Origin of the sequence: uncultured Halomonas sp. (genome assembly GCF_947501415.1) — a bacterium.
Taxonomy (GTDB): domain Bacteria; phylum Pseudomonadota; class Gammaproteobacteria; order Pseudomonadales; family Halomonadaceae; genus Halomonas.
Genome location: NZ_CANMVL010000009.1, coordinates 56,093 through 73,162 on the forward strand (window position 1 = coordinate 56,093; position 17,070 = coordinate 73,162).

Sequence of the window (17,070 nt, forward strand, 5' to 3'; positions counted from 1 at the left end):
TCTCCGGACCTATTCCTGGCCGCTGTCATCGATGGTGAAGGTATGAGGGCGGCGAATGGCGATGTTCAGGGTCTGCAGCAGCGTCTCGATCAACACCAGGCAGAACAGGATCACCCCCGTGATCATGGCGGACTGGGGAATCCACAGGGGGATGGTCACCAGCCCATAGGAGGTCTCGTTGAAGGCGATGCTGTCGGCGAGCAGCCAGTAGAGGTTCCAGGCCAGATAGAGGCATAGCGTCAAGGCCACACCCAGACAGAACACCTCCACCCAGGCCCGAAGGGCCGGCGCCAGGCGGCCGATCAGCAGGGTGACGCGAATATGGCCGCCATGCACGAAGGTGTAGGCCAGCCCCAGGAAGCTGGCGCCGACCAGCAGGAAGCCGGAGATATCGGAGAGGGCGGGGATCGCCAGGCCGATGCGCTCGCCACCGATGGCGGTGGCGAGTCGGTCGATCAGACGGCCGACGATCTGGGCGCTGATCAACAGGCAGATCAGCGTCAGGCAGGCGGCCGAGAGGTAGCCGCCGAGGTTATAGAGGGGTCGCAGTCGATAGGTCATGGGCGAGGTTCCACGAAGGGTCCAGGCGTGCCCCGGCCCTTGTGGCCGGGGCGGTCGATTCGGGATTACTCCCCGGCACTCCGGTAGGCATCGAGGATCGTCTGACCCTGCTCACCGGCACGTTCGACCCACTCCTCGGTCATGGTGTCGCCGACCTCCTTGAGCGTTTCGGCCAGTGCCTCGCTGGGTTCGGTGACGGTGATGCCGTTCTCCTCGAGCACGGCGATGGCGTCATCGGTCTCCTGGCGACTCATCTCCCAGCCACGGGTCTCGGCCTCGGCGGCGGCCTCGAGCAGGGCCTGCTGGCTCGCCTCGGGAAGGCGCGAGAAGGCCTTCTCGCTGACGATGATCATATTCTTCGGCAACCACAGCTGGGCGTGGTTGAAGTGGTTGAGGTAGTCCCAGGCCTTGGTGTCGGCGCCGGTGGCGGGCGAGGTGATCATCGCCTCGACGCGGCCGGTGCTGAAGGCGGTGGGGATGTCCGGCACCTCCACCTGGGTGGGCACGGCACCGACCAGCTGGGCGATACGCTCGCTGGAGGTGTTGTAGGCACGCATGCTGAGGTTCTTGAGATCGTCGCCGCTCTCGATGGCCTGGTTGGTGTAGATGCCCTGGGGCGGCCACGGCACGGTGAAGAGCAGGCGCAGGCCCTGCTTCTGCAGCTCCTCGGCGATGATCTCGCGGGAGGCCTCCCACAGCGTCCAGGCCTCCTCGTAGCTGGCGGCCAGATAGGGCACGGAATCCACCTCGAAGATGGGATTCTCGTTGGCCAGCCGCGACATGATCACCTCACCCATGGGCACGATGCCCCGACGCACCGAGTTCTTGATCTCGGCATGACCAATCAGCGAACCGTTGGAGTGGACGGTGATATCCAGCTCGCCATCGGTCGCCTCACGCACGTCTTCGGTGAATTCACGAATATTGACGGTATGAAAGGTGCGATCACCGTAGGGCGTGGGCATATCCCACTCGGTGGCGGCCTGGGAGCTTGTGCCTATGGTGGCCAGGCCGACGCCGAGAGCGGCGGCGGTCGCCAGGTAGGGAAGTCGGGAGAGGCTAACAGTCATCGAGAGATCCTCGTGATGTGTTTCTTGGAGTGTTTTTTCTGCCGCGTTTTTTCCGGACAGGGAATTCATGTCAGCGGCTACGCTGTGAGTGTAGTCGCTGAAAGGATGCGAGGTTAGGTGCGAGGAGTTGGCTACGTCAACGATAACTAGACTAATAGACGATGTTTTGACGGCAAAACGTTGGTAAATTCTTATCAAATTTCAGATCGGGAGACTCGCATGATGTCACGCCTCTTGCTGCTCAATGCCGATATGGGGGAGAGCTTCGGCCCCTGGGTCATGGGAATGGACCAGGAGGTGATGCCCCATGTGGACCTTGCCAACGTGGCCTGCGGCTTTCATGCCTCGGATCCCGATGTGATTCGCCAGACCGTGCGCCTGGCGGCGCGGCATGGCGTGCGGGTCGGGGCGCACCCGGCCTATCCCGACCTGGTGGGCTTCGGTCGCCGTTCACTGGCCTGTTCGGCCCAGGAGGTCGAGAACCTGGTGCTCTATCAGCTGGGGGCCCTGGCGGGAGTGTGTCGCGCGGAAGGCCTCGAGGTCAGCTATGTGAAACCTCACGGCGCCCTCTACAACGATATGGCCCGGGACCCGGAGATCATGAGCGCGGTGATGCGGGCGATCCTGGCCTTCGACTCCTCGCTGCCCCTGATGACCATGGCGACCCGGGACACATCGACGGTCGCCGACCTGGCCCGCCAGCACGGGGTCAATCTGTGGTTCGAGGCCTTCGCCGACCGCGCCTACGACGGCGCGGGGCGGCTGGTATCGCGCCGGGAGCCAGGTGCTGTCCATCATGACCCCGAGGTGATCATCGACCAGGCCGTGCGCATCGCCAGTGGCGAGCCACTGGTGGCAAACGATGGCAGTGAATTGACCCTGGCCGCCGACACGCTCTGTGTGCATGGCGACAATCCCGAGTCCATCGCCGCGGTGAAGGCGATCCGCGAGGCACTGAACCGTGTGGGAGCCGGGGCATGAGCCAGGCGTCGACCTCAGGACTGCCCACGCCGCGGATTGAATCTGCCGGCCTCGATGGCTGGCTGGTGCGGCTCTTCTCGACCATCGATGAGGCCAACCTGGCCTGGCTGGGTGCCCTGGCACGGCGTTGCGAGGCCGCCTTCGGCGAGGCCCTCGTCGATCTGGTGCCCTCCTATACCACGCTGCTGGTGGTATTCGACCCGCTTAGGCTCTCCCCCGAGGCGGCGCGTCGACGGTTGGCCGACCTGCTGGCCGACTTGCTCGCCAACCCGGCCCCCGAGCAGGAGGCAGGGGCCGGCGAGCTCCATGAGCTGCTCACCTGGTATGACCCCAGCGTGGGCCCGGACCTGGAGCGGGTGGCACGGCGCACGGAGATGAGCCGAGAGGCGGTGATCGAGTGCCATGCCGGCCAGGAGTATCGTGTCTTCGCGCTGGGCTTCGCGCCGGGCTTCGCCTTCATGGGGCTGCTCGACCGGCGCCTCGAGGTGCCGCGGCTGGATACCCCGCGCCAGCGAGTGCCGGTCAACAGCGTCGCCATCGCCGGCCGCCAGACCGCCGCCTACCCCGCGGTGTCGCCGGGGGGCTGGAACCTGCTGGGCAGGACCACGGCGCGGTTGTTCGATCGTGATCGGGAGGGCTTCAGCCTGCTGCGGGTCGGCGATCGGGTGCGGTTCGTCCCTGTGGACCGGGCGACATTCGAGCGCCATGGCGGTGATGCGACGCCAATGGAAGCGCGGCCGCTGGAGGCGGGTATATGAATAAATATACCGTTATCGGATTTCGCGTGGATCGTGCGGGGCCTCTGGCGCTGCTGCAGGATGCCGGTCGGTTCGGCGTGCGGCGTCTGGGGGTGACCCAGGGCGGGCCAGCGGATCTCCACGGGTGGGCCTGGGCCAACCGGCTAGTAGGTAACGCCTGGGGCACACCGGCGCTGGAGGTCACCTTCGGGGGGCTGGCCCTGGTGGCCGAACGCGACCTGAGCATCGCGGTGGCCGGGGCCGACCTGGCCGCCACCCTCAACGGGGAACCCCTGGCGCTCTGGCGGCCGGTGTCGATCAAGGAGGGTCAGACCCTGGCCTTTGGCACGCCACGCAATGGCCTGCGAGCGTATCTGGCGGTGGCCGGCGGCTTTCGGGCCGAGCCGGTGCTGGGCAGTGTCAGCTGTGTGGTGCGCGAGGGGCTGGGAGGCTTCGATGGCCATGGCGGCAAGCTCGCCGAGGGGGATCGCCTGGCGGTGTCGCCGGAGGCAGGGGAGCGGGTCGGCAGAGAGCCTGCCCCAACGCCGGAACAACCGGACTACACCGGGCCGGCGACCCTGACGCTGCTGCCGGGGGCCCAGGTGGCGGACTTCACCGGCTCCAGCCTCTATGCCGCCTTCAACCGACCCTGGCGGGTGGACGATCGCGCCGATCGCATGGGGGTGCGGCTTACAGGCCCCCGGCTTGGCTGCCGCATCGGCTCATTAATCTCGGAGGGGATCGGGCTCGGGGCCGTGCAGGTGCCGCCGGACGGCCAGCCCATTGCGCTGCTCAATGACCGCCAGACCATCGGCGGCTATCCCCGGCTGGGTGCGCTGACGCCGCTGGCGGCGTCTCGCCTGGCCCAGTGCCTGCCGGGGCAGGAGGTGAGGCTGGTCGCCACCTCCAGCGAGCGAGCGCTGGGCGACTACCGTAACTTCCGGCGCTCGCTGGAACAATAGCGGGCCGCCTGGCGGCGGCTAGGCCCCCAGGCCACTCTCGCGCAGCAGCTGGTCGATGCTGGTGCCGGCTCTCTCCGCCTTAGCTCCCTCCACCATCAGCTCGGCTTCGAGGGCGGCGACACCGCTCTCGAGGCAGCGCTCGATAAGTTCAGCCTTGCTCAGGCCGGTAGTCTGGGTGAGTGCGTCGAGGCGTCGATCCAGTTCACGTGAAAACCGCAGTAGATGATGGGGCATAACACGTTCTCCATGGTAAGAGGCTTGCCGCGTCACACGACAATGGCCATCCTGGCAGGCCTGTATGTCCCTACCATGACAGATTTTCTGGAGAAAGGCATCGGAACGACTCTGCAGGGGTATCGTTGTTACCGACAAGGTGATAGCTAAAGGCGCCGGGGGGCCTAGGCCAGCCCCTGCTGACGCATCGCCTCGGTGATGATCGGCACCGGGGTCATCAGATGGTCGCGCATCATCCTGGTGGCACGTTCGATGTCCCGCGCCAGGATGACCTCGACGAGTTCGGTATGCTCCTGATGCTTGCGCGCCAGGGCCTCTTCGGAGAGTACCGTCTCACGAAGCCATAAATGGCGATAGCGCTCCACCTGGTCGAACAGGCTGTCGCGAATCTGCAGCAGATGGGGGGAGCGACAGCCGCTGACGATCGCGCTATGAAAGGCCTGGTGGCGGGTATCCCAGACCTCGAGCAGCTCCTCCGAGGAGTTGACCTTCACCACCTTGGAGAGCGTATGGGCGCGGGCGAGGATGTCGGCTTCCCAGCTGTCATCGCCACGCTCGATGGAGAGCCTGAGCAGCAGCCCCTCGATCTGGGCCCTGGCGTCATAGATATCGTTGAGCTCGGCCAGCGACATCGGCGCCACCCGAAAGCCGCGCTGGCTGATGGCCACCACCAGGCGTTCCGCCACCAACTGGGAGAGTGCCTCGCGCAGCGGGCCGACGCCCAGGTCGTAGCGCTCCTTCAGACGGCTCATCAGCAGCTTTTCGCCGGGCTTGTAGACATTGCGGATGATGTCGTTCTTCAGGCGGTGGTAGGCGCTGACCCCGAGGTTTTCACGTGTTTTGCTGTCCATGTTGTCGTCATTTTTCCGATGTGCTGACATGATAACCGAATATCGCCATCCTCGATAATGGCCGCTGGCCTACTCCATCTCCTCGTCATGAGTCGTTTCGCTCGGACTGGGCCTGAATGCCTGCCAGGCGGCGAAGGTGCTCAGAAAGATCCGGCCGGACAGGTCATCGAGGAAGTCGCTGCGCTTCAGGCGGTCCATGACCGGCCCCTTCACCTCGGCGAGGTGCAGCGTGACCTCCGCCTCCTTGAGGCGCTCATTGATGGCCTCCAGACTCTCCAGCGCCGAGGCGTCGATCAAGTTGACCGCCGAGCAGATCAGCACCACATGCTCCAGACCGGGGTAACGAGCCACGATTTGCATGACCGTATCTTCCAGGTAGCGGGCATTGGCGAAGTAGAGGCTTTCGTCGATGCGCAGGAAGGCCACATGGCCGAGGGTCTCGACCTCATGGCGCTGGGTGCTGCGGAAGTGCTCGGTGCCCGGAATGCGCCCGACCACCGCGCTATGGGGGCGACTGGTACGATAGAGAAAGAGGCCGATGGAGAGCACCACACCGCTGATGATGCCCGCCTCGACGCCCTCCGTCAGGGTCAGCAGGATGGTGGCGGCCATGGCGGAGAAGTCACTGCGCGAATAGCGCCAGGTCTGACGGATCAGCGGGATATCGACCAAGGTGAGAATGGCCACGGTGATGGTGGCGGCCAGGGTGGCGATGGGCAGGTGATATAGCAGTGGGGTGAACAGCAGCGTGACCAGGCCGATACCCAGCGCCGCGAACAGGCCGGCAAAGGGGGTCCTGGCCCCCGCCTCGTCGTTGATCACGGTGCGCGAGAGGCCTCCGGTGACCGGCATGCCGCCGGTAACGGCCGCGGCCAGGTTGGCGCCCCCCAGTCCGACCAGCTCCTGATTGGGCGAGATGCGTTGACGGCGCTTGGCGGCGAGCATCTGGGCCATGGAGATGGATTCGACGAAGCCTACCACGCTGATCAGCAGGGCCGGCATCAGCAGGGCACGCCACAGGCCGAGGTCCAGCTCCGGCAGGGTCAGCGGTGGCAGCCCGCCGGGAATGGCGCCAACCACGGCGACGCCACGCTCCTCGAGGCCGAGCTGCCAGCTCAGCAGTGTGGTGGCGACAACGGCCAGCACGGGCCCACTTCGTGCCACCAGGCCAGCGGTGGGGGCGGCGAGGCCCAGTTTGATCAGCAGCGGGCGGCTATAACGGCGGCTGGCGACCAGGAAGAGCAGGGTGCCCAGGCCGATGGCAAGCGTCGGCCAGTGCAGCCGGTGGAGCTGCTCGGCGAGGCTCGTCAGCAGCGTCAGGGCGGTGTAGCCGTCAGCCGAGATGCCGGCCAGGTGGGCTGCCTGGCTGATGGCGATCAGCACCGCCGAGGAGGCGAGGAAGCCGGCGATCACCGGGTGGCTCAGGAAGTTGGCGAAGAAGCCCAGCCGCAGCAGGCCCATGGCGACCAGCATCGCCCCGGAGAGCAGTGACAGCACCAGGGCCGCCTGGAGGTAGGCGGCGCTGCCCGGGGTGGCAACATTGGAGAGGGCCGCGCCGGTCATCAAGGCGATGATCGCCACCGGGCCCACCGCCAGGGTGCGGCTGGTGCCCAGCAGGGCATAGAGCACCGCCGGCAACAGGCTGGCGTAGAGGCCCACCACCGCCGGAAGCCCGGCGAGCAGCGCATAGGCCAGGGACTGGGGGATCACCATGGCGGTGACGATCACGCCGGCCAGTACGTCAGCCCCCAGCAGGCGCCGGTTATAGTGGGGTAGCCAGCTCAGGACCGGTAGATAGCGCTTGAGCATGTTCCCCCTTGGCCTGGCGGTTGGAATAAGCACCTAGCCTAAACGATATTAGTGGTCTCGTTCAGAGTTGGTTAGCATCGGATAAACACGTTTTAGCTTAATTACCACACCAATCACCACACCCAAGGACATGATATGCAACGCGAGACCATTGCCCTTCACCACGCCTACACCCCCGACGACCAGCACGCGGTGGCGGTGCCGATCCACCAGACCACCTCGTTCGCCTTCGACAGTGCCCAGCACGCCGCCGACCTCTTCGATCTCAAGGTCGAGGGCAATATCTACTCGCGGATCATGAACCCCACCTGCGGCGTCCTCGAGCAGCGGGTGGCGGCCCTGGAGGGCGGTATCGCCGGTCTGGCGGTGGCCTCCGGCATGGCGGCAATCACCTATGCCATTCAGACCATTGCCGAGGCAGGAGACAATATTGTCTCGATCAGCGAGCTCTATGGCGGCACCTACAACCTCTTCGCCCATACCCTGCCGCGCCAGGGCATCGAGGTGCGCTTCGCCGACAAGGATGACTTCGCCGGCCTCGAGGGGCTGATCGATGCGCGCACCAAGGCGGTGTTCTGCGAGAGCGTCGGCAACCCCTCCGGTGGCGTGGTGGACATGGAGGCCCTGGCCGAGGTGGCACATCGGCACGGTGTGCCGGTAATCGTCGACAATACCGTGGCCACCCCCTTCCTGTGGCGGCCCATCGAGCATGGCGCCGATATCGTGGTCCACTCGGCCACCAAGTATATCGGCGGACACGGCACCACCGTGGGCGGGGTGATCGTGGACTCCGGCAAGTTCCCCTGGGCCGACAACGCCGAGCGCTTCCCACTGCTGAACGAGCCGGATGTCTCCTATCATGGGGTCTGCTATACCCGCGACTTGGGTGAGGCGGCCTTTATCGGCCGTGCCCGTGTGGTGCCGTTGCGTAACATGGGTGCGGCGCTCTCCGCCCAGGCCGCCTGGCAGCTGCTGCAGGGCCTCGAGACCCTGGGCCTGCGTATCGAGCGCATCTGTGACAACGCCCAGCGTGTGGCCGAATATCTGCAGGGTCACGATGCCGTCACCTGGGTGCAGTATGCCGGCCTCGAGAATCACAAGGACCACGCCCTGGCCAGGAAGTACATGGATGGCCATGCCTCCGGCATCCTCAGCTTCGGCATCAAGGGCGGCCGTGAGGCCGGGGCACGCTTCTATGATGCGCTGAACCTGGTGCTGCGCCTGGTCAATATCGGTGATGCCAAGACCTGCTCCTCGATCCCGGCGGCGACGACCCATCGCCAGCTCAATGACGAGGAGCTCGCCAAGGCGGGGGTGACCGCGGACATGGTGCGCCTCTCCATCGGCATCGAGCATGTCGACGATATCATCGCCGACCTCGATCAGGCCCTGACGGCCAGCCAGGCCTGAGATCAGGGCTATTGCTGCCAGCTTGGTTGGTCGGGGCTGATCTGGGGGCAACCCTCGCGTTCGGTAACGGCAATAGTCTTGCCCAAGAGATTATCGACTTGCCGGCTGCGGGGTCTCCCGTGGCCGGCTTTGCCATGCTGACCAAGTGTAGAGGGTCAGCCCCGTCCAGATCATCACGAAAGTGGCCAGCTGAACGCCGCTCAGTGGCTCCTCGAAGACCATCAGCGCGATCAGGAACTGGATGGTGGGGTTGAGGTACATCAGAAAGCCCAGGGTGGCCAGGCGCAGACGCCTGGCGGCCCCGGCGAAGGCGAGCAGGGGCAGGGCGGTGATGACCCCGCTGGCGATCAGCAGCAGGGTGACTCGGCTACCCTCCAGGAAGTGGGAGAGTTCGGCCTGGGTCAGCCAGCCCAGGGCGATCAGCCCCAGGGGCAACAGCAGCAGGGTCTCCACGAACAGGCCCGAGAGGCCATCCAGGGGTACCTGCTTGCGCAGCAGCCCATAGGTGCCGAAGGAGAAGGCCAGGGCCAGGCTGATCCATGGCAGTTCACCCAGCATGATCAGCTGGGTCAGGATTGCGGCCGTGGCCAGGGCCACGGCCACCGCCTGCAGTCGATGCATGGTCTCGCGCAGTACCAGCATGCCCAGCGCCACATTGACCAGCGGCGTCATGAAGTAGCCGAGACTGGCCTGCAGTACCTGGCGGGTCTCCACCGAATAGATATAGAGCCCCCAGTTGAGCCCGATCAGCAGGGCACAACCCAGCACTCGCCCCAGCCGCCGCGGCTGGCCCAGCGCCTCTCTAATCGGCGCCCACCGCCCGAGCAGCGTCACCAGGCCAACCAGAAATAGGCAGGACCACAGCACCCGGTGGATCAGGACCTCATAGGCGGGCACCCCCTCGAACAGTGCGAAGAACAGCGGGAAGCAGCCCCACATGCTGTAGGCGGCCAGGCCGAAGATAACGCCCCGGCGAGCCTCGCGGTCGGCGGCGATGGTGGACGTTGTGGTCATGGAGTCACTCACCCTTGGATCAGGCTGTAACTTAGCAGGCTATTTGCCTTTCGACCATGGCGCTGGCTGACGATGTTCGCCGTGTGGGGTAGTCTGGGCGTCAATATAGCCATCCCGGAGGGAGTACCGATGAGTGAGCTGAGAACGACCCTGGTGCAGTGTGATCTGCGCTGGGAGGATCCGACGGCCAACTGCCGGATGCTGGAGGAGACGCTTGGCGATCTCGGGGGGGATGAGACCGACCTGATCGTGCTGCCGGAGATGTTTGCGACGGGCTTCACCATGAACTCTCGCGAGATGGCCGAGCCCATGGGGGAGAGTGCCACCGTGGCCTGGCTAAGGGAGCAGGCGTGGCAGCGGGGCTGCGTGGTCACCGGTAGCGTGGCGGTGGTAGACAATGGCGACTACTACAACCGGCTGGTGTGGGCGCGTCCCGATGGCTCCTACGCCACCTATGACAAGCGCCACCTGTTTCGCATGGCCGGCGAGCACGAGCGCTATGCCATGGGGCACGAACGCGTGATCGTCGAACTCAAGGGCTTCCGAATTCTGCTTAGCGTCTGCTATGACCTGCGCTTCCCGGTCTGGCTGCGGCAGCAGCCGGGCGCTGACGAACACTTCGAGTACGACGCCCTACTGTGTGTGGCCAACTGGCCGGCCCCCCGGCGACACCCCTGGCGTGTGCTGCTGCAGGCGCGGGCCATCGAGAATCTCTGTCCGGTGATCGGGGTGAATCGTGTCGGTGAGGATGCCAAGGGCCTGCCCTACAGCGGCGACTCCATGCTGATCGATGCCAAGGGCGAGGCATTGATCGACGAACCCGAGGGCAGCGCCTTCGTGAGAACCGCCACGCTCTCCCTGGAGGAGCTGCAGCGCTTCCGCGACAAGTTTCCCGCCTGGCGCGATGCCGATCACTTCCGCCTGGCGGATGGGGTGGGTTGCTGATGCGTCTCGACCGTTTTATCTGTGAATCCACCGAGCTGACCCGCAGCCTGGCCAAGAAGGCGATGCATCGCGGCGAGGTCTGCGTCGACGGCGAGGTCATCAAGAACCCGGCCACCCAGGTGAACGAGGCGAGTCGCGTGACCCTCCAGGGCGAGCCGCTGGTGCTGGTGGGCCTGCGCTATGTGATGTTGCACAAGCCGGCCGGCGTCGAGTGTACCGCCCGACGCACGCTCTATCCGCGCGCCATCGACCTGATCGATCTGCCGATGCTCGACCGCCTGCAGACGGTAGGGCGCCTGGATGTCGATACCACCGGCCTGGTGCTGCTGACCGACGACGGTCAGTGGTCGCACCGGGTCACCTCGCCCAAGCGGCGCTGCGGCAAGGTCTATCGGGTAACGCTCGACGAGCCTCTCGAGGGGAGTCGGCTCGACGATGCCGTTCGCGCCTTCGCGGAGGGGATCGTGCTCGAGGGCGAGGAGAAGCCGACCCGGCCCGCCGAGCTCTCGATGCGCGAGGCGCGCGTCGCCGAACTGGTCCTATACGAGGGCAAGTATCATCAGGTGAAGCGGATGTTTGCGGCCATCGGCAACCACGTCGTGGCCCTGCACCGTGAGTCGGTCGGCCCGCTGGCGCTGGGCGGCTTGGCCGAGGGCGAGTGGCGCGAACTCTCCGCCGAGGAGGTCGCTGCCTTCTAGCCGGCAGTGGTAGAGGGCGGTGAGTCCAGCGTTACCGTGTTCCAGGTGGTGCTGCGGTCACGGCCCTGGTGCTTGGCCTGATAGAGGGCCTTGTCGGCGAGCCCCAGTAGGGCAATGGGCTCATGGGCGTGGCAGGGGTAGGTGGCGACGCCGCATGACAGGGTGATCGGGGGCAGCACCGTCCCCGCGTACTGAATCTCCAGCTTGCGAACACGCTTGATCAGCTCCTGGGCGCGCATCTCGGCGCGCTCGGTCGTGGCGCCCGGCAGCAGGGCCACAAATTCCTCGCCACCCAGCCGGCATACCACGTCCGCGTTCCGAAAGTGCTCTCGGAGCAGCCTAGCCACCGACACCAGCACGGTATCGCCGACCGCATGCCCATATCGATCGTTGATCCGTTTGAAGTGATCCAGATCCATCATGATCAGTGACAGCGGCGTCCCCTCGCGGTTGGCGCGGGTGGTTTCATGCTGCATCAGCTCATTGAAGTAGCGCCGATTCTTGAGCCCGGTCAGTGAGTCCTCGTAGGAAAATCCTTCGAGCTTGCTAACCAGGCTGTCGAGCTGAGTGGTACGTTCGCGAACCTGCTCTTCCAGGTGCTGGTTCAGTCGCGTCAACTGGTGTTGCGTGTGTCGGTAATGCCACAGGGACACCCCGACGATGGCGAGTGAAAAGATCAGCAGGCCAAGACTGACGGGCACCTTGCGCCAGCTTACCAGTCCGTGGGCGACTGCCATGTCAGCCAGCAGCAGGACCGCCATGATCGCGAAGCTGACAATGATCCAGCGCTGCTTCGCATCCAGGCGACGATAATCCATGGCGGACACTGAGAGCATCGTGGGTAGCGTGACCGCCAGTAGCAGATCGAAGGGCGGGAAGGTGCTGGCGATGCTGACCATGCCGGACTGACTCAGCCCCGTGGCGGCGATCAGGTATACCAGATGCAGGCGCCACACGGCCTGGATTACGCGCCGGGGAGTGCCTGTCAGCCAGTGAGCCAGTAGTAGTCCCATCCCCACCGGCAGGGTGAAGTAACCGCCAGCCGCCAGCCCGTCCCATAACAATGGTCGGTTTATTAGCAACTGGCTGGCCTGCGTCTCGGCAAAGATCATACTGCTGGCCGCCAGTGAGAAAAGCGCTACTGCCCCCAGGCTTTGGCGTTGGGCACCGATAAGGGCGAAGCCCCCCGCGAGCAGGGCAAGGAGCAACGAGAAAGCGCTGATTACCACATCAGTCCAGGAGCGCTTCATGATCAATGCCAGCAGGTCAAGACGATCCAGGACCATAGCTTCCCCCCAGAGCCCGATATCGGTGTAGTCGGAGAAGACCCTGATATGCAGCGTTTTGCCGCCGAAGTCGTCCGGTAGCTCGATCATGTGCCAGGGCCAGCCGGAGAAGCTGCCGCGGCCCTGTTCATCGAACTCGCCATACTGGTACAGCAGCTCCCCATCCAGATAGAACTGGGCAATCAAGTCGATGCTGTAGATGTAGAGTACGGGGTCTCGCCACTCACCTTCGGGTAGCAGCGTGCGTATCCAGAGATGCTCGTATCCCTGGCGGCCAGGAGGGTTGGAGGGGAAGGCGATGGGATGCCATCCATCAGAGCTGTTGTCATTCAGCCAGGTAGGGGTGCCTGTGGCATCCAGGGGAGCATCGCCCCAACGCCATTCCCAGCCGGTTAGTGACTCTGATGGAGGCGGTGAAGCTGTGACGCCAGGAGCCACGAGAAGGCACAGCAAGCTCAGCAGCAGGGCAAGGCTGGGGCGCATGGTTTACCGTTTGGGATAAGATCAAGCGCCGATTATAGACCGGAGACCAGGTGACATCTCCTTCGAAACGAACGAGGTTAATCAACGCAAGATGGCGGAGATACTCGGCGCGATGGAAGCACTGCGTTGCGCGTGGGAGCGTGTGCCGCTACGCCCTTGACCCTCAGCGTCTGCACCTCTTCGATGCCGATAGCCAGCGGCGACTGGATGCCTGAGCCCGCCGGGTCCGGGGCTTGATCCGGGGGATGGGGTGATTACAGCCCAGCGGCGGCCACCAGGGCGCGGGTATAGTCGCTGCGTGGCCGCTCGAGCACCTCCAGGCAGTCGCCCTGTTCCACGACCTCGCCCTCCTTGAGCACCAGGATGCGGTGCGCCATGGCGCGCACCACCGCCAGGTCGTGACTGATAAACAGATAGCTGATGCCGCGCCGCGCCTGGAGGTCGCGCAGCAGCGCCACAAGCTGTTTCTGCACGGTGCGGTCCAGGGCCGAGGTGGGCTCGTCGAGCACCAGCAGTGCCGGTTCGAGAATGATCGCCCTGGCCACGGCGATGCGCTGGCGTTGGCCCCCCGAGAACTCGTGGGGGTAGCGGTCGGCGCAGGCTTCGGGCAGCCCCACCTCGCGCAGCGTGTCGGCCACGCGACGGCGGACCTCGTCCTCCTCGAGGTGTGGGTGGTGGAAGCGTAGCCCCTCACTGACGATATCGGCGACCGGCAGTCGAGGGGAGAGCGAGCCGTAGGGGTCCTGGAAGACGATTTGCACTCGCTGGCGCATGCGCCGCAAGGTGCCGCCTGAGAGACCGTCCAGGCGGGTGCCATCGAGATGGATCTCGCCGTGACTCTGCACCAGGCGTAGCAGCGCCATGGCAAGTGTGGTCTTGCCGGAACCGGACTCGCCGACGATGCCCAGGGTCTCGCCATGACCGAGCCGCAGCGACAGGGGTTTTACGGCCTCGAAGGCCGGCGGGCGCTTCATGAGCAGCTTCTTGGGACGCTGGAAGCTTACCCCGAGACGCTCCGCCTTCAGCAGCGGCGTCACCGAGGCGACCGCCACGGGCCGACCCTCGGGCTCGGCCTCCAAAAGAGTTCGGGTGTAGGCGCTGCGGGGTGAGGTGAAGACCCGCTCCACCGGCCCTGTCTCCTGTTCGCGGCCCTGGTAGAGCACGCAGACCCGGTCGGCGTGGCGGCGCACCAGGTTCAGGTCATGGGTGATAAACAGCATGCCCATGCCGTGCTGCTCACGCAGCTCGGCGAGCAGGGCGAGGATCTCCTGCTGCACGGTGACATCGAGTGCCGTCGTGGGCTCATCGGCGATCAGCAGCTCCGGCGCATTGGCGATGGCCATGGCGATCATGACCCGCTGGCGCTGGCCGCCGGAGAGCTGGTGGGGCCAGGCGTCGGCCAGCTCCTCGGCGCGGGGCAGCTGCACCTGCTCCAGCAGTTCGATGACCCTGGCCCTGGCCCCCTTGCCGGAGAGCCCCTGGTGCAGGCGCAGGGTCTCGCCGATCTGCTTGCCGACGGTATGCAGCGGATTGAGCGAAGTCATCGGCTCCTGAAAGATGAAGCCGACCCGGCTGCCGCGCAGGCCCTGCCAGTCACGGGCACGCAGGCGGGCGAGGTCGGTATCGCCCAGCCAGCGGGCGCCGGTCACACTGGCGTTGCCCGGCAGCAGGCCCATGGTGCCCAGCGCCGACACCGACTTGCCGGACCCCGACTCGCCGACCAGAGCCAGGGTCTCCCCACGCCCGACGCTGAGGGTCAGGCGATCCACCACGTTGATGCCGTCGAAGGCGATGGAGAGGTCTTCGAGACGCAACAGGTCAGGCATCGGCGGGACTCCTCTCGATGGCCGGGGCGGGGGCAGCATGCTGGATATGCCGGGGATCGAAGGCATCACGCAGACCTTCACCGATAAATACCAGCAGCGAGAGCATCAACGACAGACTGACGAAGGCGGTGATGCCGAGCCAGGGGGCATGCAGGTTGTTCTTGCCCTGGGCGACCAGCTCGCCAAGCGAGGGTGAGCCCGGCGGCAGGCCGAAGCCCAGGAAGTCCAGGGCGGTGAGGGTAGTGATGGCGCCGGTAAACAGGAAGGGGATAAAGGTCAGGGTGGCGACCATGGCGTTGGGCAGCACATGTCGCCACATGATCAGCCTCGGTGTCAGTCCCATGGCGCGCGCCGCCCGCACATACTCGAGGTTGCGGGCACGCAGAAACTCGGCGCGCACCACGTCGACCAGGCCCAGCCAGGAGAACAGCAACATGATGCCGAGCAGCCACCAGAACCCGGGCTGCACGAAGCTGGCCAGGATGATCAGCAGGAAGAGCACCGGCAGGCCCTGCCAGATCTCGGTGAAGCGCTGGCCGATCAGGTCGGTCTTGCCCCCGAAGTAGCCCTGTATGCCGCCGACCAGCACGCCCAGGGCGAGGGAGCCGGCGGTCAGCACCAGGGCGAAGGCCACCGAGAGGCGAAAGCCATAGATCACCCGAGCCAGCACATCACGCCCCTGGTCGTCGGTGCCCAGCCAGTGGCGAGCATCGGGGGGCGCCGGCGAGGGGCGCATCATCTGCATGTCCAGGGTCTGGTACGAGAAGGGTACCGGCGGCCACAGCGCCCAGCCGTGCGTCGCGATCTGCTCGCGCACGAAGGGGTCGTGATAATCGGTGGTGGTCGGCAGGAAGCTATCGAATTCGGTCTCGGGGTAGTCGATCAGCAGCGGCACATACCACTCCCCCTGATACTGCATCACCAGGGGCTTGTCGTTGGCGATCAGTTCGGCGGCGAGGCTCACCACGAACAGTGCGCCGAAGATCCAGAGCGATACCCAGGCGCGGCGATTGGCCCGGAACACCCCGAAACGGCGTCGCGTGATGGGGGAGAAGCGCCCCGCCAGCTTGGAAAAGGCAGAGACCATCGGCTCAGGACTCCCGTGTCTCGAAGTCGATGCGGGGATCGACCCATACATAGGTGAGGTCGGAGACCAGCTTGAGAAGCAGGCCGATCAGCGTATAGAGGAACAGGGTGCCGAAGATCACCGGGTAGTCGCGCTGCATCACCGCCTCGAAGCCGAGCAGCCCAAGCCCCTCCAGGGAGAAGATCACCTCGATCAGCAGTGACCCGGTGAAGAAGATCGAGATCAGCGCGCCGGGCATGCCGGCGATGATGATCAGCATGGCGTTGCGGAAGACATGGCCGTAGAGCACGCGCTGGTCGCTGGCCCCCTTGGCGCGAGCGGTCAGCACATACTGCTTGTGAATCTCGTCCAGGAAGCTGTTCTTGGTGAGCATGGTCAGGGTGGCGAAGCTGCCGATGGTCATGGCGATCACCGGCAGGGTGATGTGCCAGACATAGTCCTTGATCTTGCCCCAGGCCGAGAGATCATCGAAGTTCGGCGAGGTTAGACCGCGCAGGGGGAACAGGTCCCAGTAGCTGCCGCCGGCGAACAGCACGATCAGCAGGATGGCAAGCAGGAAGCCGGGTATCGCATAGCCGACGATGACCAACCCCGAGGTCCAGACATCGAAACGTGAACCGTGGCGCAGGGCCTTGCGGATTCCCAGCGGAATCGAGATCAAATAGACCAGCAGGGTGGTCCATAGGCCCAGCGAAACCGACACCGGCAGGCGCTCGATCATCAGCTCGATCACCGGTCGGTCGCGAAAGAAGCTGACACCGAAGTCGAAGGTGGCGTAATCCACCAACATGCCGATGAAGCGCTCGTGGGCGGGCTGGTCGAAGCCGAACTGGGCCTCGAGCTGTTCAATAAAGCGTGGGTCGATGCCTCTCGCACCACGCGACTCATCTTGCACCACCACTTCGCCACCGCCGGTATCGAGACGCGTGCTGGACAGGCTGTTGATTCCCTCGAAGCGGGCGAGCATCTGGTCGATCGGGCCGCCGGGGGCGGCCTGCACGATGATGAAGTTGAGCAGCATGATGCCGAGCAGGGTCGGAATCATCAGCAGCAGGCGGCGCAGGATGTAGCGGCTCACGTTCGCGGCCCTCTTGTTCGCGGCTCTCTAGGCTGCCG

16 protein-coding genes are annotated in these 17,070 nt (G+C 65.1%); 6 read left to right on the forward strand and 10 right to left on the reverse strand.

What is annotated here, in order from left to right:
- Positions 1 to 9: 9 nt before the first annotated feature.
- Both Q0894_RS06305 and Q0894_RS06310 read right to left on the reverse strand, forming a co-directional pair.
- Entirely contained in the window at positions 10 to 561 is a 552-nt protein-coding gene (locus tag Q0894_RS06305; RefSeq protein ID WP_299232503.1) for a TRAP transporter small permease, read from the reverse strand.
- Between the two features lie 65 nt (positions 562 to 626).
- A complete protein-coding gene (locus Q0894_RS06310) occupies positions 627 to 1,631 on the reverse strand; it encodes a TRAP transporter substrate-binding protein (protein WP_299232505.1) in 1,005 nt (334 codons plus the stop codon).
- A gap of 219 nt (positions 1,632 to 1,850) precedes the next feature.
- Here Q0894_RS06310 and Q0894_RS06315 point away from each other — a divergent pair, with 219 nt between their 5' ends.
- The 3 genes from Q0894_RS06315 to Q0894_RS06325 are packed head-to-tail and all read left to right on the forward strand — an operon-like array spanning position 1,851 to position 4,311.
- A complete protein-coding gene (locus Q0894_RS06315) occupies positions 1,851 to 2,612 on the forward strand; it encodes a 5-oxoprolinase subunit PxpA (protein WP_299232507.1) in 762 nt (253 codons plus the stop codon).
- Complete coding sequence (locus Q0894_RS06320) at positions 2,609 to 3,370, forward strand: allophanate hydrolase subunit 1 (RefSeq protein WP_299232509.1); 762 nt, start codon at positions 2,609 to 2,611, stop codon at positions 3,368 to 3,370. Before Q0894_RS06315 ends, Q0894_RS06320 begins: the two co-directional genes overlap by 4 nt.
- Positions 3,367 to 4,311: a biotin-dependent carboxyltransferase family protein gene (locus Q0894_RS06325; protein WP_299232511.1), complete on the forward strand. Its 945-nt coding sequence runs from the start codon at positions 3,367 to 3,369 to the stop codon at positions 4,309 to 4,311. Before Q0894_RS06320 ends, Q0894_RS06325 begins: the two co-directional genes overlap by 4 nt.
- Before the next feature lie 18 nt (positions 4,312 to 4,329).
- Here the strand turns inward: Q0894_RS06325 and Q0894_RS06330 are convergent, their stop codons facing one another.
- From Q0894_RS06330 to sulP, 3 genes are all read right to left on the reverse strand, one after another.
- Entirely contained in the window at positions 4,330 to 4,545 is a 216-nt protein-coding gene (locus Q0894_RS06330; protein WP_299232513.1) for a ribbon-helix-helix protein, CopG family, read from the reverse strand.
- 164 nt (positions 4,546 to 4,709) lie between these two features.
- Positions 4,710 to 5,396 carry a DNA-binding transcriptional regulator CsiR gene (gene csiR / locus Q0894_RS06335; RefSeq protein WP_195686925.1) on the reverse strand — a complete coding sequence of 229 codons (687 nt, stop codon included), beginning with the start codon at positions 5,394 to 5,396 and terminating at the stop codon, positions 4,710 to 4,712.
- Between the two features lie 69 nt (positions 5,397 to 5,465).
- A complete protein-coding gene (sulP, locus tag Q0894_RS06340) occupies positions 5,466 to 7,205 on the reverse strand; it encodes a sulfate permease (RefSeq protein ID WP_299232515.1) in 1,740 nt (579 codons plus the stop codon).
- Between the two features lie 135 nt (positions 7,206 to 7,340).
- Here sulP and Q0894_RS06345 point away from each other — a divergent pair, with 135 nt between their 5' ends.
- On the forward strand, positions 7,341 to 8,615 hold the full coding sequence (locus Q0894_RS06345; RefSeq protein WP_299232517.1) for an aminotransferase class I/II-fold pyridoxal phosphate-dependent enzyme: 1,275 nt from the start codon (positions 7,341 to 7,343) through the stop codon (positions 8,613 to 8,615).
- A gap of 90 nt (positions 8,616 to 8,705) precedes the next feature.
- Here the strand turns inward: Q0894_RS06345 and rarD are convergent, their stop codons facing one another.
- Positions 8,706 to 9,629 (reverse strand): EamA family transporter RarD, encoded by a 924-nt coding sequence (gene rarD / locus Q0894_RS06350; protein ID WP_299232520.1) that lies wholly within the window; start codon positions 9,627 to 9,629, stop codon positions 8,706 to 8,708.
- Positions 9,630 to 9,758: 129 nt separating this feature from the next.
- On the opposite strand from rarD, the gene Q0894_RS06355 reads away from it, so the two are divergent.
- Both Q0894_RS06355 and Q0894_RS06360 read left to right on the forward strand, forming a co-directional pair.
- On the forward strand, positions 9,759 to 10,574 hold the full coding sequence (locus tag Q0894_RS06355; RefSeq protein WP_299232522.1) for an amidohydrolase: 816 nt from the start codon (positions 9,759 to 9,761) through the stop codon (positions 10,572 to 10,574).
- The gene (locus Q0894_RS06360; protein WP_299232524.1) at positions 10,574 to 11,272 is read left to right on the forward strand and encodes a pseudouridine synthase; all 699 of its coding nucleotides are present in this window, start codon (positions 10,574 to 10,576) and stop codon (positions 11,270 to 11,272) included. The genes Q0894_RS06355 and Q0894_RS06360 overlap by 1 nt, the downstream gene beginning before the upstream one ends.
- Here Q0894_RS06360 and Q0894_RS06365 read toward each other — a convergent pair.
- The 4 genes from Q0894_RS06365 to Q0894_RS06380 all read right to left on the reverse strand — a co-directional run bounded on the left by Q0894_RS06365 (position 11,269) and on the right by Q0894_RS06380 (position 17,032).
- Positions 11,269 to 13,041 (reverse strand): GGDEF domain-containing protein, encoded by a 1,773-nt coding sequence (locus tag Q0894_RS06365; RefSeq protein WP_299232526.1) that lies wholly within the window; start codon positions 13,039 to 13,041, stop codon positions 11,269 to 11,271. The two genes, Q0894_RS06360 and Q0894_RS06365, sit on opposite strands and share 4 nt — an antisense overlap.
- A 254-nt stretch (positions 13,042 to 13,295) precedes the next feature.
- On the reverse strand, positions 13,296 to 14,867 hold the full coding sequence (locus tag Q0894_RS06370) for a dipeptide ABC transporter ATP-binding protein (protein ID WP_299232528.1): 1,572 nt from the start codon (positions 14,865 to 14,867) through the stop codon (positions 13,296 to 13,298).
- Complete coding sequence (locus Q0894_RS06375; protein ID WP_299232530.1) at positions 14,860 to 15,954, reverse strand: ABC transporter permease; 1,095 nt, start codon at positions 15,952 to 15,954, stop codon at positions 14,860 to 14,862. Before Q0894_RS06375 ends, Q0894_RS06370 begins: the two co-directional genes overlap by 8 nt.
- 4 nt (positions 15,955 to 15,958) lie before the next feature.
- Positions 15,959 to 17,032, reverse strand: a complete 1,074-nt coding sequence (locus tag Q0894_RS06380) for a microcin C ABC transporter permease YejB (protein WP_299232532.1) — start codon at positions 17,030 to 17,032, stop codon at positions 15,959 to 15,961.
- Positions 17,033 to 17,070 lie beyond the last annotated feature (38 nt).